A 21,155-nucleotide genomic window follows, 5' to 3' on the forward strand; every position below is an offset into this window, starting at 1 on the left:
CGCGTGCTCGTACCCGTCGCCGTTCCGTACGTGACTGTCAGTCCCATCTGTAGCTCACCTGTCCCATGACGTGTCTGCTGGTCAGTTCGGCCGACGCCTCGCTGTAGTCGAACTCCGAGACCATCGTCTCGATCGTCGATTCTTTGACGCTTTCCGTCTCCGTCCCGCTCGGCGGGTCGTCCCACTGGCGCGGGTCGAAGTCCTCGAAGGTGCGCCGCACGTCGTCCCAGTCGTGGCTCTCGAGGACGGCCTTGATGACCGGGATCGCCGTCAGGTCGACGTCCTCGACCGAGAAGTCCTCGTTGCGGTGTTCCCACGCGTGGCGATTGAGCGAGGTGATCACCTTCTCCCGGCGGAAGTTCCGGACGCTCTCGCGGGGAAGGTTCCCCTCGTAGTCGTCCTCGGAGAACCGGCCGAGGTGTTCGACCTCGAACAGCTTCATCTTCAGCGGATCCGGTTCGACCCGCTCGCCGCGGTCGTTGTACAGCGGTTCGTCGGTCTCCCACGCGTAGACGTGTTCGACGTACTCGGCGACGGTTTCCTCGTCGACGCGTTTCTCGTGCATGATCGCCTCGATGACGTCGGCCTCCTGCCGGTCGTAGATGTAGTTTTTCACCGGCACCACGCGGTTCTCGAACTCGGAGCGTTCGCCGGTCGAGAACACCGGTGCCTCGGCCAGTCCTTCGGCCATCGCGTTCAGCACGTCGCGAGGCATGACGACGTCCTCGACGGGCAATTCGGCGTGGTGGCGGTCGCGGTCGGTCTGGACGAGTTCGCCCAGCGTGTCCCGGGTGTAGGTGACCGGGATGCCGTGATCGCCGTCCGCCCCGTCGTCGTCGAAGTCGAACTCCTCTTTCTCGCGACGGGTGTCGCCTTCCCGGAGGTAGCCCTGGTCGTAGATGAGCGCCTTGTCGACCAGATCCAGGCCGTTGGGGAGGTCCCCCTCGTCGAGGCGCGTGACGACCGCGTACAGGGCGGCCGCCTCGATGGCGTGGGGCGCGAACTCCTGGGTTCGGGTCGTTCCGTCCTGGTCCCGCACCGTGACCGTCACCGGCTGACGGATGCGCTGTTCGAGTTCGTCGTAGGTGTCTGCCTCCCAGACCTGCGTCTCGTTGGTCAGCTCCCGCCGGATCAGTTCGCACTCGAGGCTGAGATTGGTGAGGTAGCCAAAGCGGTGTTTGTCCAGCCGACGCTTCAGCGCCTTCAGCGGGTCCGTCCCGTTGCGGTCGGCGTGCTGGTTCAACTGCGCCTCGAGGTCGGGGTTCGAGATGATCAACAGCTGCGTGTCGACGTCCATCCCGATGCCCTTATCCAGTTTCACTGACTGCTCGTCGGGGACGTTCAGCAGTTTCTGCAGGAGATCGGCGTGCTGGGCGGCGTCCTCGACGATGGTGAGGACGCCGTTGCCCTGCGAGAGGACGCCGTCGTAGCTGAACGCCTGCGGGTTCTTGCGCCCGCGGGAGTCGAGTTCCTGGAGCATGCCGTGCATCCAGGAGCCGACGAGCCGTTCCTTGGGGCGGCCGTCGTCCTCGCTGTGGAGGACGCCGACGCCCTGGCCGACGTCGACGACGTAGTTTTTGACCCGGAGGTGGCTGTCGTCCGTGATCGCCGAGAACAGGTCCGATTCGCCCTCGCGGCGGTAGCGCTCCTCGAGGTACTCGTAGGCCTCGCGGGAGAACGGATCGAGGTCGGCGTCGACCTGGAGCGGGACGTGGTCCTCGAGTTCGGCGTTGAGGTCCGCGAGAATCTCACGACGGATCTCCTCGGGAAACACCGACAGCGGGTGGGTCTGTACGGGGCTCTCGTACCAGTTCCTGTCGTCGCCGGCCGTCGGGTCGCCGCCGTAGCTCAGGCCGCGGTCGTCGGCCTCGGCCGTGGTTACGTTCCACTCGACCGTGTAGCGCCGTCCTTCGGGCGTCTTCGAGTACTCGCGGAGGCCGTTGACGAGACAGCGCTTGAGTTCCGACTTGCCCGTCGCCGTGGGACCCTCGAACCAGATGATCTTCTCGTCTTTCGCCCGACCGGCGGCGATCGACCGCAGGTCGTCGACGAACCGGTTCAGCACCTCCGTGTTGCCGAGGATGGCGTGTTCGCCGTCGTTGTGGGGGTCGTCGAAGAAGCGATACCGCTCTTTCTCCTCGCCCTCCTCGACGACCGTCCGGGTGCCGGCGGCCTCGATGGCCTCGAGCAGGTACTTCGAGGCGTGGGAGGCGATCGTCGGGTTCTCGAAGATCCGATCGACGTACGCCGCGAGGCTCATCGGCTCCTCGTAGGTCTCCTCTAACGTGCGGTCGGCCTCGGTGACGTAGTCGTCGCCGGTCATGTTAGTCGCCCTCGATCATGTTACTCGTCCATCTCCGCTTTGGCGACCTCCGCGCCGGCGAACTCGAGCACTTCCTTGGCCCCTTCCTCGGAGTAGCCCTGTTCCATCAGCGCGTCGATCCAAGCGGAGCGCTCGTCGTCGTCGAACTCGTTGGCGCTGACCAGCGCGGAGAAGTTGATGTTGTGCTTCTTGTCCTCCCAGAGCTTGCGCTCTAACGCGCGGCGCAGGCGCTCGTTGTCCTGCGGGTTGAACGCCTCGCCCTCGCGGGCGCGCCGGGAGACCCAGTTCGAGACCTCCTGGCGGAAGTCGTCCTTGCGATCCTCGGGGATGTCGAGTTTCTCCTCGACCGAGCGCAGGAACGTCTCGTCGGGCTCCTGTTCCCGCCCGGTCAACTCGTCCTCGATCGTGTCGTCGTCGATGTAGGCCATGACGTGGTCCATGTATTTCTCGCCCTGGCGCTGGATCTCGTCGACGTCGTAGGCCAGCGCGTGGCGGACGTCTTCGATGGCGCGCTCGCGGTACTCCTCGCGGACCGTCTCGAGGTAGCGGTAGTACTTCTCGAAGTTGTCCTCCGGAATGGAGCCGTGGTGCTCCAAGTTCTCCTCGAAGAAGTTGAACACCGTCAGCGGCGAGAGGAAGCCGCGACTGCGGTGTTTCGAGTCCATGATGGCTTCGGCGATCTCGTCGCCGATGAACCGGGGCGAGACGCCGACCATGCCTTCACCGATCTCGGCCTTCTGGGCGGCCTCCTCGCGGAGTTTCTTGACGTCGATGTCGTCGCCCTCGTCGATCTCGCCGTTGTAGGCTTTGGCCTTCGAGAGCAGATCGACCGTCTCGGCGTCGGGTTCCTCGATCCGCGTCAGAACGCCAAAGAGGCCCGCCATCTCGAGCGTGTGCGGCTCGACGTTGATGTCGGGGACGTCGGCGTTCGAGAGCATCTTCTGGTAGATCTGGGCCTCGTCCTCGTAGGAGAGGACGTACGGGAAGTCGATCCGCTTGGTGCGGTCGTTGAACGCCTCCATCTTCTCGTCGCCCTTCTTGTCCTTGTACTCGGGCATGTTGGTGCGGCCGACGATCACCTGGTCGATGTCGATCCGGGGGTTGTTCTTCGGCTTGATCGTCTGCTCCTGGGTGGCGTGGAGGAAGTCGTAGAGGAACTCCCGCTGGAGCTTGAGCAGCTCTTCACCGCTGAAGATCCCCCTGTTCGCGTTACAGAACGCCCCCGAGTAGTCGAACGCGCGCGGGTCGCTCTCCCCGTAGATGGCGATCTTGGAGTAGTTGACGTCGCCGGTGAGTTCGGTCTCGTCCTGGTTCTTCTTGTCCTTGGGTTCGAACGTCTCGATCCCCTGGCGCTTGTTCTCGTCGGCGACGAACCGGACGATCTCGACGTGATTTTCGAGGACCTGCTGGAGGTCGTCGTCGTAGTACGCCAGCAGTTTGTCCATGTAGAACTCGCTCTCGGGATCGAGCGCCTGTTCGTTCTGGATCGTGTAGGGGGCCTCGAGCCGTTCGTTCAGGTCGTCGAGCACCGACTGGCGCTGCTCGAGGGGCAGCAGGACCAGCGGGTCCTGGTTCATCGGCGACCGGACGGTGTCGTCCGCCGGATCCTGGTCCTGGATGACGTCACAGAGGTTCGTCCACCGGAAGGTGTACATCCGGCCCTCCTCTCGCAGGGTGTAATCCTCGAAGTACCGACGGACCTGCTTGTCGAAGTGGGACTTGCCCGACCCGACCGGCCCGAGCAGGAGTTTGATCCGCCGTTCCGGTCCCAGGCTGCGAGCGCCCGATTTCACCTTGTTGACGAACTCGTGGATCGACTGGTGGATCACCCGGCCGTAGAAGGTGTTCTCCCCGTCGTGTAACGGGTCTTCGCTGGCCAACCGGTACTCGACGACGCCCTCCGTCTCGTCGTAGGTCGTCCCGTAGTAGTCGAACATGTCCGCGACCCGCTGGTGGGCGTTGCGGGCGACTTTCGGGTCCTCGTAGCAGGTCTCGAGGTACTCGTCGAACGATTTCGTCTCCCGCAGGTCCGCGGGCATCGATTCCTTGTATTCGGTACTGAGCTTCTCGAGCGTCTCGATGTCACCGGTCATGGTATCGTTGGATGTGGATCCCCCGCCGTCGGTAGTCCGTGGTCGCACGGGGTAGCTGTGCGTGGACGTCGCGGGACCTGCCGGGTCGTCGCGGGGCCGAACCGCCACGCGCCGTCGAGCCCGAGGGATCCAGCGCGGACTCGTCGCGGTCGTCGTGGGTGGGGAGCGGCCGGATCGGCACCCCCCAACGGGCGGCGTCGGATTGCTGTGTCATGTGTGAGCGTCCACCACTCTTCGGTGTCGAGCGTCGCATGAGCGAACTCACGCGACGTGCGCCGGGGACGGGCGCGGAGTGGATCGGTCCGGCGAACGGATACCGATAGTATTTAATGAGTGAGTAATCCAGCCACTTAACCTTGGCCCCAAAAAATATTTATCAGGAGTTAATTACAGGCAAAAACGCCCTACATCGTAGATTGTGGATTGGTACCATTGCACGTTTTTACCGCTCACGGACAAAAAGAATCGGCCTGCAGCGTCGGGGTGCGCTCGCGCGCGGACGGTCACGACGAGCTAGAAACCCGGTGGCCGACCGGCTGCGCCAGAGAGCCGACGCCGATTTAGGTCCCACCCCGCAATCTCGAACCATGACCGACCGCTCGGCGCTTCCCGAGGCGTGGACCGTCTGGGCCGACGGCGACGACGGCCGCCTCGTGCTCGCTTACCGACCCGACGTCTTCGACGGGGCGGCGTTTCCCGCCCCCTGTCTCCCGACGCTCTACCTGACCCACGGCCGACGAACCCGCCGCCCCGGTCGCAACCCGACCGACACGACCGCGGCCGAGGACTGGTTCGTCACCCTCTATCTCGAGCCGGAGGTCACGCTCGAGGACGGCCGGCGGTTCGACACTCGGGAGGAGGCGCTCGAGTACGCCGTCGACCTCGCCCGCCGGTTCGACGCGGGGGAGATCGATTACCGGGGACTCTATCAGGTGCCTCGAGAGGCGTACTTCGACCGGCTGGACGAGCTAACTGGGCGCGCGGACGACGAACGGTAGCCGTCGCATCCCCGGCTAGTTGAGACGACCGATCCACCGCCCGGGATTCGTTACCGAACGATCGTCACGGGGACGGTCGCCCGGCGAGTGACGGTCTCGGCCACGCTGCCGAACAGTACCCGTCCCGCCCCGGTACGGCCGTGGCTACCCATGACGATGTGGTCGACGTCCCGGTTCTCGGCGGCCTCGAGGATTTGTCCGGCCGGCTTCCCGACCCTGACGACCGTATCGGCCGGTATCCCGCGTTCCGCAGCGCTTTCACGGTACTCCTCGAGAAGGGCGTCGGCCTCGTCCCGTCGACGGTGGGCTTCCGCTCGGTACCTCTCGAGGTCGAGATCCAGGTCCGTCTCGCTCCCGTACGAGAACGCACTCGGTGGACTGATTACGTGTATCAGCGTCACGGTCGGCTCCGGGATGTTCTCCAGCACGTATTCGAAGGCGTTCTCGGATTGGGACGACCGATCGATCGGAACGAGAACGTGCTCCCCCATACACGTACTGACGGACCGCCGATACAAGAAACGATCACGTAACTGTCGGCTCCGGTGAACCAGCGTCCACGTTCGAACTGACTGCACTGCCGGCAGACACCGATCCAACCCCTGACTGACGAACCGACTCCGGGGGTCGCTACACGACACCAGTTGGCGTGTCGCCGAACGCGTGAGGCTTAACCCCGCGTGGCGACTACTCCGGGCCATGTCGACCGTTACCCTCGTCGGAACCCGGCTGGCCGAGCCCGGGACCGAGTTCGTCTACCAGGGCGAGGCCGACGGCTGTGCGGGCTGTCCCTACCGCAGCCAGTGTCTCAATCTCTCGACCGACACCACGTACCGCGTCACCGAGGTTCGCGAGAACGCCCAGACGCTCGAGTGCGCCATGCACGACGGCGGCGTCCGCGCCGTCGAGGTCGAACCCGTCACCGCGGTGCGCGCGAACATCCACGGGAAGGGCGCGTTCGCGGGCAGCAAGACGAGCCTTCCCGGTCCCTGCCCGTACGTCGAGTGTCCCAGCCACGACTACTGCGAACCCGACGGCGTCGACTTCGACGAGGAGTACCGGATCAGCGAAATCCTCGGCGAACCGCCACACGACGTCTGTCACCTCGATCGGTCGCTCGAGCTGGTGGAACTGGACGTCCAGGACTGACGAGGCCGCGGCTCCTCGCTTGCAGTACGCCAGTCGAAAAGAACGCACAGGAGGTCGGTTACTGCCCTCTCGTTACTCCTCGCGGACGTCGACCACGAGCACCGGCCGGTCCGTCGCCCGGAGGGTGCGCTCGGCGACGCTGCCGAGCAACATCCGTCGGACGCCGCCGCGGCCGGCCGAACCCATGACGATCAGGTCCACGTCGTGGTCGTCGGCGTAGGTCGCGATCCGCTTGTGCGGATTACCGGCGACGACGGCCTCGATGACCTCGAGCCCTGCGTCGGCCGCCCGATCCGCGACGTAGCCGGTGGCGTTTCGCGCCCGCTGCTCGAGTTCCGGCAGGTCGCTCAGGTCGCCCTGTTTGAAGCGATCGATCTGCTCGGTGCCGACGGCGACGTCCATCGCGTCCAGGTCGACGACGTACAGCGCGTGGACCTCGGCGTCGTAGGTCGATGCGAGTTCGACGGCGTGATCGACGGCGTTCTCGGCGACGTGGCTGCCGTCCGTCGGGACGAGGATCGTGTCGTACATCGTTAGGTCCCCTCCGTAGTCTCGCTGTCGTCGTCAGCCTCGTCGTCGACCGTACCGCCGTCAGTGGCGACGTCCCCGTCGGTCGTGCCGCCGTCGGTGGCGACGTCTTCGGCGGTTTCCATGCGGCTCATCGGCTCGGGGCTGTGACACTGGCGGACGAGGCGCTTGATCTCGACCGGCGGGTCGTCCGTGGCGATCGAGACGACGACGATCACGGCGAAGACGATCGGTACGCCGACGAGTGCGGACGCCGTCGCCGGCACCCACGTCGCGAGTTCCGGGACGACCGCCTCCTCGACGCCGGTGTACATCGGGATCACGGTATCGTTGAGGATCGCGCCGAACGAGATCACCATCCCGGTGAGCATGCCCGCGATCGCCCCTTCCCTGGTCGTGTTCTCCCACCAGAGCCCGAGGAAGAACACGGGGAAGAAGATACAGCCGGCGATGGCGAACGCCATCGCGACGAGTTCGGCGATCAGCGCGGGCGGGTTGAGCCCGACGAGGGTGACCAGTGCCCCGATCCCGAGGATCGTCGTTCGCCCGACGATCAGCTGTTCGCGCTGGGTCGCGTCCGGCTTGTAGAGGTTCGTGTAGATGTCGTGGGCGGCCGCCGAGGAGGCCGTGATGAACAGCCCTGCGGCGGTCGCGAGCGCCGCCGCGACTGCACCGGCGGCGACCAGCCCGACCAACCACGTCGGCAGTTCGGCGAGCTGAGCGGTCAACACCACGAGGGCGTCGGCTTCCACGCCCGCCATGTCGGTGAACGTGCCTGCGCCGGGTCCGTCCGCGTACAGCAGGCCGCCGAAGATGGCGTAGGTCGCGGTGCCCCAGTAGAGCAGGCAGATGAAGAACAGGCCCCAGACGGTCGACCAGCGGGCGGTCCGCTCGTTCTCGACCGTGTAGAAGCGCACGAGGACGTGTGGGAGCCCGCAGGTCCCAACGATCAGGCTAAACGCCAGCGCGATCCAGCCGTAGTAGCTCGCGTTCGCGAACGGCTCGACGAACTGCGCCTCGAGGCTGGCAGCTTCGGCCATCTGTGACCCGGCTTCCAGGTACGGGAGCGCGAGCGACCAGCCCTGGGCCCAGCCGGTCGCGTAAAGTCCGAGCGTAAAGGCGATGATGAGGATGACGTACTGGATCGCCATGTTCTTCGTCGTCCCCAGCATCCCCGAGAGGGCGACGTAGCCGATGGTGACGCCCATCAGCAGGATGACGCCGACCTCGTAGGAGACACCGAAGATGTACTGGGCCATCAGCCCCATCCCGCTGGCCTGGCCGACCGCGTAGACGAACGCGATCGCGAGCGTGGTGAACGCGGCGAGACCGCGCGCCCAGTCCGAGTAGAACCGGTCACCGACGAAGTCGGGGGCCGTGTACTTCCCGAACCGGCGGAACTGGGCGGCCATGAAGATGAGCAGGATGAAATAGCCCGTCGTCCAGCCGACGACGTACGCCAGCCCGAAGTAGCCAAGCGTCGCGATCGTCGCCGCGACGCCGAGGTACGAGGCGGCGCTCATCCAGTTGGCACCGATCGCCATCCCGTTCTCGATCGACCCGATCGACCGGCCGGCGACCCACAGTTCGTCGACCGCAGCGACGCGGAAGAAGTAGCCGACGCCGAGGAACAGCGCGAGCATCGCGGCGACCGTCAGCGCGGGCACCAGTTTGAACTCGCCGACGTCCAGCGCCGTCTCCTGGAGCACCACCGGATCGACCAGTTCGAACATCAGTCGTCACCTCCGTCGGTCGCGACGGTGCTGCTCGCGTCCGATTCCTCCTCTTCCTCGTGGGAGATGCCGTACTTGGCGTCGAGTCGGTCGCGCTGCACTGCGTAGGCGACCGACAGCACGAGCGCACCCAGCGGCACCCCGATCGCAGTCAGGATGAAGTGCAACGGGTAGCCGCCGAGGACGGTCGTCCCGGTCATCACGTCCGGCACGAGCAACGTCAGAGTCGTGGGACCGAACACGACCAGGGCCCAGCCGATAAAGGCCGCCCAGATCACGCGGAGGTGATCCCGCATGAACGGGGTCGCCGGTTTGAAGATGTTTATCTCCTCGTCGAGGTACGCTTCCGTCGTCACGCCACCGTCGGTCTCGAGATCACCCGAGTCGTGGTCACCCGAGTCGTGGCTGTTATTATCTGACATGATTTGTGTATCGCTGGTGTAGTCTCACGCTGTGCGTTCGAAAACCTACTGGCCCGTCAGTCCGCCCCGACCTGGTCCGCGATGTCTTCGACGACGTCCGGGTTCCGGAGCGTCGACGTGTTTCCGAGTTCGTTTCCGCTCGCGATGTCCTCGAGGAGTCGGCGCATGATCTTGCCCGAACGGGTCTTCGGGAGTTCGGGCGTGAACACGATCTCCTCGGGTCGCGCAATGGGACCGATCGACTCGAGGACCGCCTCCTCGGCGGCTTCGCGGAGGTCGGCCTCCTGATCCTCGTACCCCTCCTCGGGAATCGCGTAGACGTAGACGGCCTCACCCTTGACGTCGTGGTCGCCGCCGACGACGGCCGCCTCGGCGATGCCCTCGACGCCGACCACGGCCGATTCGATCTCCATGGTCCCGAGGCGGTGACCGGAGACGTTGATCACGTCGTCGACTCGGCCGAGAATGGTGATGTAGCCGTCGTCGTCGAGTTTCGCGCCGTCCTCGGGGAAGTAGACCCACTCGTCGGCGTCCGGGTCGGAGTACTCCTCCCAGTACTCCTCGACGAACCGCTCGTCGTTGTCGTACAGCGTCCGGAGCATCCCGGGCCAGGGTTTGTCCACGGTCACGTAGCCGGCCTCCCCGGCGTCGACCTCCTCGCCCTGGGAGTCGACGACCTTCGCGCTGATCCCCGGCAGCGGCGGGCCGGCAGAGCCGGGTTTCATCGTGTTGATCGCCGGCAGTGTCGTGATCATCATGCCCCCGGTCTCGGTCTGCCACCAGGTGTCGACGATGGGGCACTCCTCGTTGCCGATGTGCTGGTAGTACCACTTCCACGCGCGCGGATTGATCGGCTCCCCGACGGTTCCCAGCAGGCGCAGCGAGGAGAGGTCGTGTTTCTCGGGGTACTCTGTCCCCCACTTCATGAACGCGCGGATCGCCGTCGGTGCGGTGTAGAAGACGTCGACCTGGTTCTTCTCGACGATCTCCCAGAGGCGGTCCTTCTCGGGGTAGTCCGGCGTCCCCTCGTACATCATCGTCGTCGTCCCCAGCGCGAGGGGGCCGTAGACGATGTAGGAGTGGCCCGTGATCCAGCCGATGTCCGCCGAACACCAGTAGGTGTCCGCCGGCTTCAGGTCGAGCACCGCGTGGCTCGTCCAGGCCGTGTACGCGAGGTAGCCGCCGGTCGTATGCTTGACGCCCTTGGGCTTGCCCGTCGTTCCCGAGGTGTACATGAGAAACAGCATGTCCTCGGCGTCCCGGGAGACGGGGTCGACCGACGCGCCAGCGTGCTCGTCGACGAGTTCGTCGTAGTCGTGCTGGCGCTCCCCGAGCGAGTGCTCGAGGTCGTCGCCGAGGCGGTCGACCACGACGACGTCGGAGACGTCGTGGTCGACGCCCTCGAGGCCCTCCTCGGTCTTGCTGAGGTGATCGAGCGCGTCACCCCGGCGGTAGTAGCCGTCGCAGGTGACCAGATACTCGCTGTCGGCCGAGTTCATCCGGGTCGCTAGCGCGTCCGCCGAGAAGCCGGCGAAGACGACCGAGTGGGGTGCGCCGATGCGGGCACACGCGAGCATCGCGATCGGGAGTTCCGGGATCATCGGCATGTACAGCGTGACGACGTCGTCCTCCTCGACGCCCAGCTCCCGGAGCGTCGCCGCGAAGGCCTCGACCTCGTGCAGCAGGTCGCCGTAGGTGTAGGTCCGGGTCTCCCCGAGTTCGCCCTCCCACTTGATCGCCGCGCGGTTCTTCGCACCCTCCTCGACGTGGCGGTCGAGACAGTTGTACGACGCGTTCAGCTTCCCGCCGGTGAACCACTCGTAGAACGGGGCGTCGTCGTCGACCAGCATCTCGTCGTACGGTTCGTCCCACGAAAGCAGGTTCGCTGCCCGCTCCCAACAGTCCGGCCAGTTGTTCGCGAACTCGTCGTAGATGTCCGGGTCCGCGACGTTGGCCTGCTCGACGAACGACTCGGGCGGCTCGAACGTCTCCTGTTCCTCGAGTCGTGCCTCGAGACTGCCTTCCTCCTGTGACATGATACAGACAACCAATCTACTACAGCGATAGTAAAGTGCGACTCTAGCTGTGCAAAACCTTCCGGGTTATCCAGTGGCACGAGGGTTCGTTACGTCGATATCTCTTCGAATATTGGCGTATCGGGCGATCGAGTCTCCGGTACGTCCCGGCGCGACGAGCCGTTCGAGACCGGCTACCTCCGGCCTGAGTTCGTCCGTCCACGTGGCCAAACTCTCTAGACGGGCAGGACCCTCCGCTCGAGCGCCGGTCATTCCTCCGTTCCCGCGGGCATCTCCTCGGCCGGATCGTCGAAGAAGGTTCGCAACAGTTCGTGTTGTCCCTTCCGCAGGTGGTTGTGCAACGTCGGCGACGAGATGCCCATCGCGTCGGCGACCTCCTCGGCCGTGCTCTCTCGGGGCCAGTCGTAGTAGCCGGCGAAGTAGGCCGCTCGCAACGCCGCCTGCTGACGGTCTGTCAGTCGGTCCTCGAGTCCCTCGCGGTACTCCCGGGCAGTCTGGACGGTCCGCTCGACCGCCCGCTTGCCGACCAGTTCCGAGTCCGGGAACGCCGCTCGAAGCCCGTCGACGATCGTCCGGAGGTCGGCGTCGGCGGCAGACTCGCCGGTGATCGTCGCCGCTCCGTCCTCGAAGACCGCGTCGACGACCGTCACGCCGTACTCGGTCAGCGTCAGCGTCGGCGAGGACCCCTCGACGACGAACTCGACGCGCCAGCCGCCCTCGTAGGTCTCGACCAGTCGACAGTCGTCGATGTTCGGTTCCGACGCCGCCAGATCGAACACCGCGGCCGGCGAGGCCCCCTCGAGGCGGAGGTAGTACAGTTTGGTCGACTCCGAGACCGCGACGAGCGAGTCGAGTTCGAACCGGCAGTCGAGTCGCTTCGAGGCGTCGACGAAGAACGAGGCGTCGTCCCGACAGACGACCTCGAGTTCGACGACGCGATCCGAGAGCAGGAGGTTCCGCCGGCGGACGGCCGCGATACCGTACCCGACCTGACGGCCGATGGTCGCGAGCCACCGTCGCTCCTCGGTCCCGAAGGCGTCCGCCCGACTCGTCGCGACCGTCAGCGTGCCGTACGTGGTATCGCCGTAGGTGAGCGGCACGCGGGCGAGGGTGGCGTCGGCCGACTCGCCGTCGAGGTCGGTGCGCACGTCCGCGGTCGCGATCGGTAGGTCGTCCTCGTCCCCGGTAGCGCCACCGGTCGACTCACCGTCATCGGTCCCGATCCCGTCCGTCTCGTCCCAACGCTCGGGCGCGAGGCCGTCGACCGCCTCCGGACTGAGACCGCTGACGGTCCGCCACTCCCGACGGCGATCGGACGTCGTCTGCCGGTCGATCCAGGCCGCGTCGTAGGCGTCTCCGGCGGCGAGTGATCCACACGCGTTCGTCTCGAGTTCCTCGTGATCGCTCGAGTCGAGCAGCGCCCGCGTCAGTGCCCGGTGCCGGCGGGCGATCGCGTACTGACGCTCGAGCGCGTCTCGCTCGTTTTCGACGGCCTCGAGCGCCGCCCGCTGTGCGGAGACGTCGCGGACGAAGACGGCGTAGCCCCGGTGCCGACCGCGGTCGTCCCGTAGCGGCGAGATCACCTCCGCGGCACGGAACCGCGAGCCGTCCTTGTGGAGACGCCAGCCTTCCGTCTCGGTGCCCGACTCCTCGAGGGCGGTCGAGAGAATCCGCTCGGGAACGCCGTCCTCGACGGCCTCCTCGGGGTAGAAGGCGGAGACGTGGGTCCCGACGATTTCGCCGGCCCGGTAGCCGAACAGCGCAGCGCCGCTGCGGTTCCAGCGGTCGACGTACCCCTCCTCGTCGAGTCGTAACAGCGCGTAGCGGTCGCTGGCGGCGAGCAACAGCCGGATCACGCTGTCGTCGCCGACCACTGGCTCCGACCGGGACCGCTCCCCGCCCGGGCCGCCGGTTCGCTCGACGGACGCGAACGCGTCGACGAGTTCGGCATCCGTCGGCTCCGGAAAGTACGGTTCGAGGGCCTCGAAGCTCCCCCAGCCGCCGGCGGCCTTGACGGCGCTCGGGTTCACCTCGAGGTCGACCAATGACCGACGGGCGAAGTAGTGTCTGAGATCGCTCGAGGAGACGTCCGCAAGCGACGGATCGTCGAACGTCTCGGCCGCCCGGTCGGCGACGTCGGCGACGAGCATCTGGAGGCGACGCGGCGTCACCGAAAAGAGCCGGTCTTCGGCCGAGAGGCCGTTACTCCGTGCGTATCGGCGGAGTTCTCGCTCAACTCTGGTCGGCAGGTAGGCGGTTCGCCCCTCCCGGCCGTTGACGCCGGGAACGCGCACGAGGTATCGTGGCGGATCCATCCGCACCTGTTCGACGTCGTCGATGGTCACCGCCGCGAGTTCGGCCGGCCGGAGGCCGACTTCCCCGCACAACCGCACGACCAGCGCCTCCCGGTAGGTCTCCGCGGCGTCGAGCAACGACTCGTACTGCCGCCGCGTGAGAATCTCGTCCCGACTCCCCTCGAGAGCCATGCTTCGCAGTTTCCATTGAGACGAACATAATCCTATCGCTGTATCGACCGAATACGAACTGGGTCCCGATTGTAGCGTCGGTACGTGCTATCAACGGGTTTCGAGTTATCTGGATCTGCGAAATCAGTCGTGGTCCCCGCGCCCGGCCTGGATCTCACCGACGATTTCGGGGTTGCGTAGCGCGCTCGTGTCGCCCAGTTCCTCACCGTTCGCGACGGCCTCGAGGAGTCGGCGCATGATCTTGCCCGAACGTGTCTTCGGGAGTTCGGGCGTGAACACGATCTCCTCGGGTCGCGCGATGGGACCGATCGCCGCCTCGATGCTGTCGACGATCCGGCGTCGGAGGGCGTCGTCGGGGTCGACCTCCCGTTCCGTGCTCACGTACGCGTAGACGTCGGTGCCGTTGCGGTCGCTCGAGCGACCGACGACGGCCGTCTCGGCGACGCCGTCGACGTCGGTGATCGCGCTCTCGATTTCCATCGTGCTCAGCCGCCGGCCGGAGACGTTGATCACGTCGTCCACTCGGCCGAGGACCGTGACGTAGCCGTCCTCGTCGACGGTGGCCGTATCGCCGCTGAAGTAGTGCCACTCGTCGGCGTCGGGATCCGAGAAGCGGTCCCAGTACTCCTCGCGGAAGCGGTCGTCGCCGTCGTACAGCGTCCGGGCCATCCCCGGCCACGGTCTCGAGAGCGTGAGGTAGCCGGTTTCGCCTGGCTCGATCGGATCGCCGTCGGCGTCGACGACGCGGGCCTCGATCCCGGGCAGCGGCGGCCCGGCGGCACCGGGTTTCATGTCGTCGATCCCCGGCAGGGTCGAGAGCGTGACCGCGCCGGTCTCGGTCTGCCACCAGGTGTCGACGACCGGGCACTCCCCGCCGCCGATGTGTTTACGGTACCAGTTCCAGGGGCGTGGACTGATCGGTTCGCCGACGGTCCCTAGCAGGCGCAGCGAGGAGAGGTCGTGCTTCTCGGGGTACTCCGTCCCCCACTTCATGAACGCGCGGATCGCCGTCGGCGCGGTGTAGAAGACGTCGACGGCGTTCCGGTCGACGATCTCCCAGAGTCGATCCCGGTCCGGGTAGTCCGGCGTCCCCTCGTACATCACGGTCGTCGTCCCGAGCGCGAGGGGGCCGTAGACGATGTAGGAGTGGCCCGTGATCCAACCGATGTCCGCGGCACACCAGTAGCTGTCCGCGGGTTTCACGTCCAGGACGGCGTGGGTCGTCCACGCGACGTGGGCCAGGTACCCGCCCGTCGAGTGAACCACCCCCTTCGGCTCGCCGGTCGTCCCCGACGTGTACATCAGGAACAGCATGTCCTCGGCGTCCCGAGGGACGGGATCGACCGTCGCCCCGGCGTACTGATCCCTGAGGTCGTGATAGTCCCACTCGTCGTCGCCGAGGACGTGGGGAAGGTCGTCGCCGAGGCGATCGACGACGACCGTTCGGACGTCCTGCTCGAGCGCGAGGCGGGCGTTGTCGGCCTTGCTCTTCTGGTTGAACGCGTCGCCCCGCCGGTAGTAGCCGTCACAGGTGACGAGGAACTCGCTGTCGGCGGCCTCCATCCGGGTCGCCAGCGCGTCCGCGGAGAGACCGGCGAAGACGACCGAGTGGGGCGCACCGATCCGCGCGCAGGCCAGCATCACGATCGGTAACTCGGGGATCATCGGCAGGTAGACCGTCACGACGTCGTCCTCGCCGACGCCGAGTTCGCGAAGGGCCGCGGCCGTCTCGTCGACGGCGACGGACAGGTCCTGATAGGTGTAGGTCTCGCGCTCGCCTTGCTTTCCTTCCCACCGGATCGCGGCGTGGGTCTTGCGGCCGGCCTCGAGGTGACGGTCGATGCAGTTGTACGCGGCGTTCAACCGCCCGCCAGTGAACCACCGGTAGAAGGGTGCGTCCTCGGCGTCCAATACCGCGTCGTAGGGCTCGTCCCACTCGAGAAGCGAGGCGGCCCGCTCCCAGCAGGTCGGCCACTCCTCGTCGAACGCCTCGTGGATCGAATCGTCCGTCACGTTCGCCTGCTCGACGAACGACGCGGGAGGGCTATGGCGTGCTCCGGTCGGTGCCGGCCGGTCGCGTCCCCGGCCGTTCCGGTCATCCATGCTCGTGGCAACCCAGGATGGTCAGCGGAATAAACGTTGCCCGAAATCGGGGACGGCGGACGGGTCGATCCGCGGGTCGCTGGGCCACGCAACGGCCTCAGTCGCCCATCGAGTCGACGTCCGTGATCTCGTCGGGGTCGACGTCCTCCTCGGGTCTGCGAACGACGTAGACGTCGTAGCGCGAGTCGTTCGCCACCGGACTGCCGACGCTCGACTGCGGGGCGATCACCGAGCCGGCGTTCTCGGAGCCGATGAAGACGACGCTGGCGTCGATCTCGGCAGCGACGCGACGGATCTCGCGGACGACCTCCGTCGTCGCGGTCGCGGTCGGTTCGTCGGAACTCACTCGTTCGGTTCGAAACGTCGCCTCGGGTGCGACGTCGTCGGCGCGACGCTGCAGTCCCGCGGCGATAGCCTCCGGATCGAACGGCTCACCCTGCGTGATCCAGTTGCGCTCCCTGGCGTACTCGGCGTCGTCCGGAATGACGGTCAGTACGACGACGTCCTCGTCCAGCAGGTCCCCGAAGGTCGACGCCCTCTCGAGGGCCTTCGTCGCCAACTCCGAGCCGTCGAACGGAACGAGCAGTGCCATACCGTGTGGTCACGACAACTGGCGAGGTAAATGTTCGGCTTCGAACATTCCGTGGCCTACGCGGGGGCGTCGACGACCAGCACCGGCCGATCGGCGGTCCTGACGAGGCGATCGACGGTACTCCCCAGCAACGACCCTTTGAACGACGACCGCCCGCGGGACCCGACGACGACCGCGTCGACGTCGCGCTCGTCCGCGTACGCGAGCACCTCCTCGTGCGGGACGCCGGCTCGGATCGCCGTTTCGACCGCTACCCCCGCGGCTTCGGCTCGCTCCTCGATCGTCTCGAGCCACGTGGAGGCCCGTTCCCGCCGACGCTCCTCGGCGGTCTCGGGATCGACGATCGCGTTGTCGTACTCGGTTCGTGAGTCCACGACGGCGACGCCGTACACCCGTGCCTCGAGGTCGGCGGCGAGTCCGACCGCGTGTTCGACGGCCTCGTCGGCGGCCTCGCTCCCGTCCGTCGCGACGAGAAGAGCGTCGTACATGCGCGACGCTACGGCCCCGGCCCCCAAGGATGTACCCCCGAAGGAGCGACTCGTGATCGGATTTCCCATGACGGTAGCACTATATATCGCGGTTCGCAAGAGCCGATATGTCGGACAACCCAGGGACCGGTCCATCGGAGGAAGTCCCCGTCGAACGCAGGGACCTGGTCGTACTCGCGGTCGTTTCGGTCGTCGGCGGCGTTCTCGTCTCGAGTTGGCTGGTGACGCCGGGGCTGACGCCACAGTACATCCAGGGGATCTTCGTCGGCGCGTGTCTCACGGCGTTTTTCCTCTTCATCCCGGTCATGGGCGCACGGCTGTTCATCGACGACTGGCGGAACGAGAGCGACGAGTAAGCCGACCTGCGTCCGATTACGGGCGGGTGATCCGAACCTCCTCAGCCGTTCCTGTCCGGCATCGTCGAATGTCGGGCCGTGCCTTTCATATCCGGACGCTTCGAGGGCGGCGGTGCCATCGTCGAGTGACGGACGACGCCGCGCGAACTCGAGCGCCGGTCGTCACCACCGACGTCCATTCCGAGGAGTCCGTCGTCTTCGTCCGGTTCGTCCCCGTCGTCCGACGCCTCCCCCTCGCCGTCTTCATCGCGTTCCCCGTTCGACTCGGTATCCGACCGCGCCGCCTCGAGTCGATCGCGCAGCCCCTGCATCTCGTCGCCGAACTCCGTGAGACTCGACTCGAGCGCCGACCCGAGAGCGTCGCCGAGATCGGATTCGTCCTCGTCTCCCCCCTCGTCCGATCCAGTCACTTCGCCGGCGATCGTATCGATCAGGGAGCCGTCTTCTTCCTCCTCTTCCGCCGGCGTTTCGGACTCGTCGCCCGCCTCGTCAGTCTCGGTTTCGTCGGATTCCGTCTCGTCTCCGGCTTCGTCACCCGTCTCGCCGTCGGCCTCGGTCCGCTCGTCGTCGACGTGCTCCCGAAGCGTTCCCGCCGTCGCTTCGAGCGATTCCTCGTCCGCCGTCTCGGTCAGTTTCGCGAGGTGCAGGAGTCGGTTCAGTTCTTCGAGATCCTCGTCGTCGCCGCGAGCGATCGCTTCGGGGATCGAGTCGGGTTCGCTCCCGTCGGGCAGCGTATTCAGTCCCACCGCGTCGAGAATCTCCTCGGGAGCGTTCGATTCGAGGAACTCGCTGGCCCGGGCGGCCGTCTCCTGAAGGGACGGGCCGCTCCCGTCGTCCGCCGAGACCAGTGATCGGGTCGATCGATCGGCGTCCTCGAGGATTTCGGTTACCTCTTCGTGTGTGTTCTGAGTCATGGTATAGCGCGTTCGAGTACCGGGGTCCGATCGCCGTCGAAGGCGAGCGGCGCTAACTCGCTTCGGCCGCTTGCTCCGAGTCGTCCTCGCCCTCGTCGTTCTCGTCGGCGACCGTCTCGACGATCCGCTCGGTCATCTCCTCGCGACTGAGATTGGCCTTGACGCCGACGTCCTTGGCCACCGACTGGAGGTCCTGGTAAGACATCACCCCGAGGAAGTCCTCGAGGGTTTCCCGTCTGAGGTCCGCGATGTCTTCGGCGGACGGTTGGGAGCCCTCGCCCGCTGCTTCCGCCGTATCGTCGGCATCGGACTCGTCTTCCGCTGCCTCGGTTTCCTCGCTCGGTTCGTCTGCATCGGTCTCGTCCACGTCGCTCTCGTCCGCCGACTCGTCCTCGGCCGGTTCCGCTTCGGCGGCGTCCTCCTCGAGTTCGTCCTCGTCGTCGGAATCGCCGTCTACCTCCGCCTCGTCGCCGCTGACGGCGTCGGTAGCGTCCGCGGCGGCCCCGCTGACGCCCTCTGCGACCGACTCCGCGGCGTCTCGAGCGCTCTCGGCCGCGCCACTCGATTCTTCGTCGCCCGCTTGGTCGCTCTCCGTGCCGACGTCAGTTTCGACGAGTCCCTCCAGCCCCTCTCCCTCGGTGACGGTCCCGGCGAGGGATTTGACCGACTCCGTCGCGTCGCTCTCCGTGAGCGTCTCGCGGAACGCGTCCCGAATCGCCGACGCGAGATCCGACTGGATCTCGGAACGGCTCTTCTCGGCTTCGAGTCCCTCCTCGAGGGTTTCGTGGATCGCGCGACCGATCGCCGTCCCCAGTTCGCGCCCGACGCGTTCGCCGAGTTGGCGGCCGACCGCCGCACCGACTTCGCCGCCGTCGATGCTCTCCTCGATGCTGCCGTCGCCCAGCAGATCGGACACCTCGAGTTGGTCGCTGACCTCCTGGGCCACTAACGCTCTGAGTCCGTCCTCACTCATCGGGCTCACCTCGAGCGACGGGCCGGAAATCGGCCGGGACGTCAGTTGGCAGTTCCATCGTTACTCCTCCTCGGATTCCGATTCGTCGGAATCCTCCGCCGAGTCCGACGACTGCTCGGTGTTCTCCTCCGATTCGGACGATTCCTCAGTTTCGTCGTCCTCCGTCCCGTCCTCCGCAGATTCTTCCCCGGCGTCTTCGGCGGATTCCTCGTCGGCTTCTTCGTCGGTCTCCTCGCCGGCGTCCTCGGCTTCTTCCTCGGCCCCCTCCTCGTCCGTCTCCTCCTCGAGTTCGTCTTCTTGGGCCTCCTTCTCGAGATCTTCCCCCTCGGACTCGTCCTCGAGTTCCTCTTCCTCGGCCTCGGCTTGTTCCTCGGATTCCTCCTCGGCTTCGTCGGCACCGAGCAGTTCGTCGACGACCATCTTGCCGATCGTCCGCCCGAGGTTCTCGCCGACCTTGCGGCCGATCATCGCTCCGATCTGCCCCCCGAGAGCCGCCCCCAGAGGTTTGTCCTCGTCGATCTCGTCCTCCCACTGGGTACCCTCGATCAGGTTCTGGACGTCGACGTTCTCGGTGATCTTCTCGTAGTCGATTCGCTGGGCCACGGTTTCGCCTTCGTCGCTCATCGTTAGGCTGCCTCCTCCGCTGCATCCGGTTGCTCGCCGTTACCTGCCCCTTCGTCCGGCTCGAGCTGATCGATGAGTTGCTCGAGCACCTGGCTGACGATCGTCGAGACGATCTCCTCGGTCGGGAAACTCGGTACGAGCCCGCCGAGCAGGTCCTTCATCCAGCCCGCGAGCCTGGCGAGCGGACCCTCCGACTCGCTTTCTTCCTCGGACTCGTCCTCTTCGGCCTCTCCTTCGGCTTCCTCGGCTTCGTCTTCCGACTCCTCGCCGTCGGGTTCCTCGGCCTGGTCACCGCCAAACAGCCCGCGGAGCCACGACACCGGCTTGCCCAGAATCGATCGGATCCAGCCGGCGACTCGAGAGATGACGCCTCCGGATTCCGACTCTTCGTCTCCCTCTGCGCCCTCGTCGCCACCGATACCCAGCAGCTGGGTGAGCCACTCCTTGGCCTTCCCAGGTGCCGCCTTGAGTAGCTCCAGGGGCTTGGCGAGCAGTGATTTCGCTTTGTCGAGCATCGCCCCGGGGCCGTCGAGCAACCCGGTCACCGCCGACAGGAGGTTCCCGAGCAGGTTGTTCCCGCCGGGCCTGGCCGAGACGTCGAGCGTCACGGGATTCAGATTGACCTCGAGACCGAGCAGGTCGAGGAAGAGTCCGTCGAGATCGAGGTGGAGGACGCCGGATGCGTCGTCACCTTCGTAGACCTCCTCTGCGTCGTCGGCGTGGCCCTCCTCGCGGTCGTCCTCGGCCTCTTCCTCCTCCTCGGTTTCGGCTTCGTCCTCGGCCTCTTCCTCCTCTTCCTCTTGCTCGGTTTCGGCTTCGTCCTCGGCCTCTTCCTCCTCTTCTCCTTCTTCGATTTCGGCTTCATCTTCGCCCTCTTCGTCGACCGCTTCCTCCTCTTCTCCCTCCTGCTCTGTTTCGGCCTCGTCTTCGGGCGCTTCGTCGGCTTGCTCGTCCTCCACTTCAGCTTCGTCTTCGGTCCCTTCGTCGGTTGCTTCCTCGCTCTCGGCTTCCTCGTCGGCTGCCTGGTCCTCGGCCTGGGCGTCTTCGGCCCCTTCGTCCTCGTCCGGCTCGGACATCTCCGCCTGTCCGCCGTCAGTTAGAACCGTGAGTTCCGAGTCGGTCGCCTGATCGTCCACCTGACAGTCACTCGAGGCGTCGCCGACTGGCACGGAATCGGGACACTCCTCGGCGCTGTCATCTCCTAGGTCCGCTGTCATTATACGAAAACGCCACGTCCGTGAGCGTTGTGGTGGTTGTCCTTGCGTGTGCGACTGTCGAATGCGGGATCCTGTCAGAAACTGATCGACCCCGATACCGGTCGTTGCGGTTAGGTCCCG

Annotated in this window: 19 protein-coding genes; 3 read left to right on the forward strand and 16 right to left on the reverse strand. The window is 66.1% G+C overall.

The annotated features are described in order from the left end of the window. Positions 1-37: 37 nt before the first annotated feature. From TX79_RS01395 to TX79_RS19155, 3 genes are read right to left on the reverse strand one after another with little or no spacing between them, the layout of a single operon-like run. The gene (locus TX79_RS01395) at positions 38-2,323 is read right to left on the reverse strand and encodes a PrkA family serine protein kinase (protein WP_049925275.1); all 2,286 of its coding nucleotides are present in this window, start codon (positions 2,321-2,323) and stop codon (positions 38-40) included. 20 nt (positions 2,324-2,343) lie between these two features. Next, positions 2,344-4,416: a PrkA family serine protein kinase gene (locus TX79_RS01400; protein WP_049925277.1), complete on the reverse strand. Its 2,073-nt coding sequence runs from the start codon at positions 4,414-4,416 to the stop codon at positions 2,344-2,346. Continuing rightward, positions 4,406-4,630 (reverse strand): hypothetical protein, encoded by a 225-nt coding sequence (locus tag TX79_RS19155; RefSeq protein ID WP_154660440.1) that lies wholly within the window; start codon positions 4,628-4,630, stop codon positions 4,406-4,408. The genes TX79_RS01400 and TX79_RS19155 overlap by 11 nt, the downstream gene beginning before the upstream one ends. A gap of 373 nt (positions 4,631-5,003) precedes the next feature. On the opposite strand from TX79_RS19155, the gene TX79_RS01405 reads away from it, so the two are divergent. Beyond that, positions 5,004-5,414 (forward strand): DUF5820 family protein, encoded by a 411-nt coding sequence (locus TX79_RS01405; RefSeq protein WP_049925279.1) that lies wholly within the window; start codon positions 5,004-5,006, stop codon positions 5,412-5,414. Between the two features lie 50 nt (positions 5,415-5,464). Here the strand turns inward: TX79_RS01405 and TX79_RS01410 are convergent, their stop codons facing one another. Further along, positions 5,465-5,905 (reverse strand): universal stress protein, encoded by a 441-nt coding sequence (locus TX79_RS01410; RefSeq protein WP_049925281.1) that lies wholly within the window; start codon positions 5,903-5,905, stop codon positions 5,465-5,467. Positions 5,906-6,113: 208 nt separating this feature from the next. On the opposite strand from TX79_RS01410, the gene TX79_RS01415 reads away from it, so the two are divergent. After that, positions 6,114-6,563 (forward strand): UPF0179 family protein, encoded by a 450-nt coding sequence (locus TX79_RS01415; protein WP_049925282.1) that lies wholly within the window; start codon positions 6,114-6,116, stop codon positions 6,561-6,563. Between the two features lie 72 nt (positions 6,564-6,635). On the opposite strand, the gene TX79_RS01420 is transcribed toward TX79_RS01415, so the two are convergent. The 8 genes from TX79_RS01420 to TX79_RS01455 all read right to left on the reverse strand — a co-directional run bounded on the left by TX79_RS01420 (position 6,636) and on the right by TX79_RS01455 (position 16,951). After that, complete coding sequence (locus TX79_RS01420) at positions 6,636-7,094, reverse strand: universal stress protein (protein ID WP_049925283.1); 459 nt, start codon at positions 7,092-7,094, stop codon at positions 6,636-6,638. Between the two features lie 2 nt (positions 7,095-7,096). After that, a complete protein-coding gene (locus tag TX79_RS01425) occupies positions 7,097-8,824 on the reverse strand; it encodes a sodium:solute symporter family transporter (protein WP_049925285.1) in 1,728 nt (575 codons plus the stop codon). Further along, complete coding sequence (locus TX79_RS01430) at positions 8,824-9,246, reverse strand: DUF4212 domain-containing protein (protein WP_049925286.1); 423 nt, start codon at positions 9,244-9,246, stop codon at positions 8,824-8,826. The genes TX79_RS01425 and TX79_RS01430 overlap by 1 nt, the downstream gene beginning before the upstream one ends. A gap of 56 nt (positions 9,247-9,302) precedes the next feature. Further along, positions 9,303-11,282 carry an acetate--CoA ligase gene (acs, locus tag TX79_RS01435; RefSeq protein WP_049925288.1) on the reverse strand — a complete coding sequence of 660 codons (1,980 nt, stop codon included), beginning with the start codon at positions 11,280-11,282 and terminating at the stop codon, positions 9,303-9,305. Between the two features lie 248 nt (positions 11,283-11,530). Continuing rightward, positions 11,531-13,768 (reverse strand): bacterio-opsin activator domain-containing protein, encoded by a 2,238-nt coding sequence (locus TX79_RS01440; protein WP_049925289.1) that lies wholly within the window; start codon positions 13,766-13,768, stop codon positions 11,531-11,533. A gap of 123 nt (positions 13,769-13,891) precedes the next feature. Further along, a complete protein-coding gene (gene acs, locus TX79_RS01445) occupies positions 13,892-15,871 on the reverse strand; it encodes an acetate--CoA ligase (RefSeq protein ID WP_049925290.1) in 1,980 nt (659 codons plus the stop codon). A 97-nt stretch (positions 15,872-15,968) separates the two neighbouring features. Continuing rightward, positions 15,969-16,463, reverse strand: a complete 495-nt coding sequence (locus TX79_RS01450) for a universal stress protein (protein ID WP_049925292.1) — start codon at positions 16,461-16,463, stop codon at positions 15,969-15,971. Between the two features lie 56 nt (positions 16,464-16,519). After that, on the reverse strand, positions 16,520-16,951 hold the full coding sequence (locus TX79_RS01455) for a universal stress protein (RefSeq protein WP_049925294.1): 432 nt from the start codon (positions 16,949-16,951) through the stop codon (positions 16,520-16,522). 107 nt (positions 16,952-17,058) lie between these two features. Here TX79_RS01455 and TX79_RS01460 point away from each other — a divergent pair, with 107 nt between their 5' ends. After that, positions 17,059-17,307: a hypothetical protein gene (locus TX79_RS01460; RefSeq protein ID WP_049925295.1), complete on the forward strand. Its 249-nt coding sequence runs from the start codon at positions 17,059-17,061 to the stop codon at positions 17,305-17,307. A gap of 41 nt (positions 17,308-17,348) precedes the next feature. Here TX79_RS01460 and TX79_RS01465 read toward each other — a convergent pair whose 3' ends face one another. Genes TX79_RS01465 through TX79_RS01480 form a run of 4 tightly spaced genes read right to left on the reverse strand, consistent with a single transcriptional unit; the run spans position 17,349 to position 21,035 of the window. Next, on the reverse strand, positions 17,349-18,221 hold the full coding sequence (locus tag TX79_RS01465) for a hypothetical protein (RefSeq protein WP_049925296.1): 873 nt from the start codon (positions 18,219-18,221) through the stop codon (positions 17,349-17,351). 52 nt (positions 18,222-18,273) lie between these two features. Next, positions 18,274-19,194, reverse strand: coding sequence for a hypothetical protein (locus TX79_RS01470; RefSeq protein ID WP_049925298.1), 921 nt, complete (start codon positions 19,192-19,194; stop codon positions 18,274-18,276). Between the two features lie 60 nt (positions 19,195-19,254). Then, complete coding sequence (locus TX79_RS01475) at positions 19,255-19,818, reverse strand: hypothetical protein (RefSeq protein WP_049925300.1); 564 nt, start codon at positions 19,816-19,818, stop codon at positions 19,255-19,257. A gap of 2 nt (positions 19,819-19,820) precedes the next feature. Beyond that, complete coding sequence (locus tag TX79_RS01480) at positions 19,821-21,035, reverse strand: hypothetical protein (protein ID WP_049925301.1); 1,215 nt, start codon at positions 21,033-21,035, stop codon at positions 19,821-19,823. Positions 21,036-21,155: the final 120 nt, after the last annotated feature.

This window comes from Halopiger goleimassiliensis (assembly GCF_000455345.1).
GTDB classification, from domain to species: domain Archaea; phylum Halobacteriota; class Halobacteria; order Halobacteriales; family Natrialbaceae; genus Halopiger_A; species Halopiger_A goleimassiliensis.

What these genes read in the sequence shown, in the direction of transcription:
- TX79_RS01430 (WP_049925286.1), bottom strand. Translation starts at nt 9,246, where the DNA reads ATGTCAGATAATAACAGCCACGACTCGGGTGACCACGACTCGGGTGAT.
- TX79_RS01460 (WP_049925295.1), top strand. Translation starts at nt 17,059, where the DNA reads ATGTCGGACAACCCAGGGACCGGTCCATCGGAGGAAGTCCCCGTCGAA.
- TX79_RS01450 (WP_049925292.1), bottom strand. Translation starts at nt 16,463, where the DNA reads ATGGCACTGCTCGTTCCGTTCGACGGCTCGGAGTTGGCGACGAAGGCC.
- TX79_RS01420 (WP_049925283.1), bottom strand. Translation starts at nt 7,094, where the DNA reads ATGTACGACACGATCCTCGTCCCGACGGACGGCAGCCACGTCGCCGAG.
- TX79_RS01455 (WP_049925294.1), bottom strand. Translation starts at nt 16,951, where the DNA reads ATGTACGACGCTCTTCTCGTCGCGACGGACGGGAGCGAGGCCGCCGAC.
- TX79_RS01410 (WP_049925281.1), bottom strand. Translation starts at nt 5,905, where the DNA reads ATGGGGGAGCACGTTCTCGTTCCGATCGATCGGTCGTCCCAATCCGAG.
- TX79_RS01440 (WP_049925289.1), bottom strand. Translation starts at nt 13,768, where the DNA reads ATGGCTCTCGAGGGGAGTCGGGACGAGATTCTCACGCGGCGGCAGTAC.
- TX79_RS01475 (WP_049925300.1), bottom strand. Translation starts at nt 19,818, where the DNA reads ATGAGCGACGAAGGCGAAACCGTGGCCCAGCGAATCGACTACGAGAAG.
- TX79_RS19155 (WP_154660440.1), bottom strand. Translation starts at nt 4,630, where the DNA reads ATGACACAGCAATCCGACGCCGCCCGTTGGGGGGTGCCGATCCGGCCG.
- TX79_RS01465 (WP_049925296.1), bottom strand. Translation starts at nt 18,221, where the DNA reads ATGACTCAGAACACACACGAAGAGGTAACCGAAATCCTCGAGGACGCC.
- TX79_RS01415 (WP_049925282.1), top strand. Translation starts at nt 6,114, where the DNA reads ATGTCGACCGTTACCCTCGTCGGAACCCGGCTGGCCGAGCCCGGGACC.
- acs (WP_049925288.1), bottom strand. Translation starts at nt 11,282, where the DNA reads ATGTCACAGGAGGAAGGCAGTCTCGAGGCACGACTCGAGGAACAGGAG.
- TX79_RS01470 (WP_049925298.1), bottom strand. Translation starts at nt 19,194, where the DNA reads ATGAGTGAGGACGGACTCAGAGCGTTAGTGGCCCAGGAGGTCAGCGAC.
- acs (WP_049925290.1), bottom strand. Translation starts at nt 15,871, where the DNA reads ATGGATGACCGGAACGGCCGGGGACGCGACCGGCCGGCACCGACCGGA.
- TX79_RS01425 (WP_049925285.1), bottom strand. Translation starts at nt 8,824, where the DNA reads ATGTTCGAACTGGTCGATCCGGTGGTGCTCCAGGAGACGGCGCTGGAC.
- TX79_RS01405 (WP_049925279.1), top strand. Translation starts at nt 5,004, where the DNA reads ATGACCGACCGCTCGGCGCTTCCCGAGGCGTGGACCGTCTGGGCCGAC.
- TX79_RS01480 (WP_049925301.1), bottom strand. Translation starts at nt 21,035, where the DNA reads ATGACAGCGGACCTAGGAGATGACAGCGCCGAGGAGTGTCCCGATTCC.
- TX79_RS01395 (WP_049925275.1), bottom strand. Translation starts at nt 2,323, where the DNA reads ATGACCGGCGACGACTACGTCACCGAGGCCGACCGCACGTTAGAGGAG.
- TX79_RS01400 (WP_049925277.1), bottom strand. Translation starts at nt 4,416, where the DNA reads ATGACCGGTGACATCGAGACGCTCGAGAAGCTCAGTACCGAATACAAG.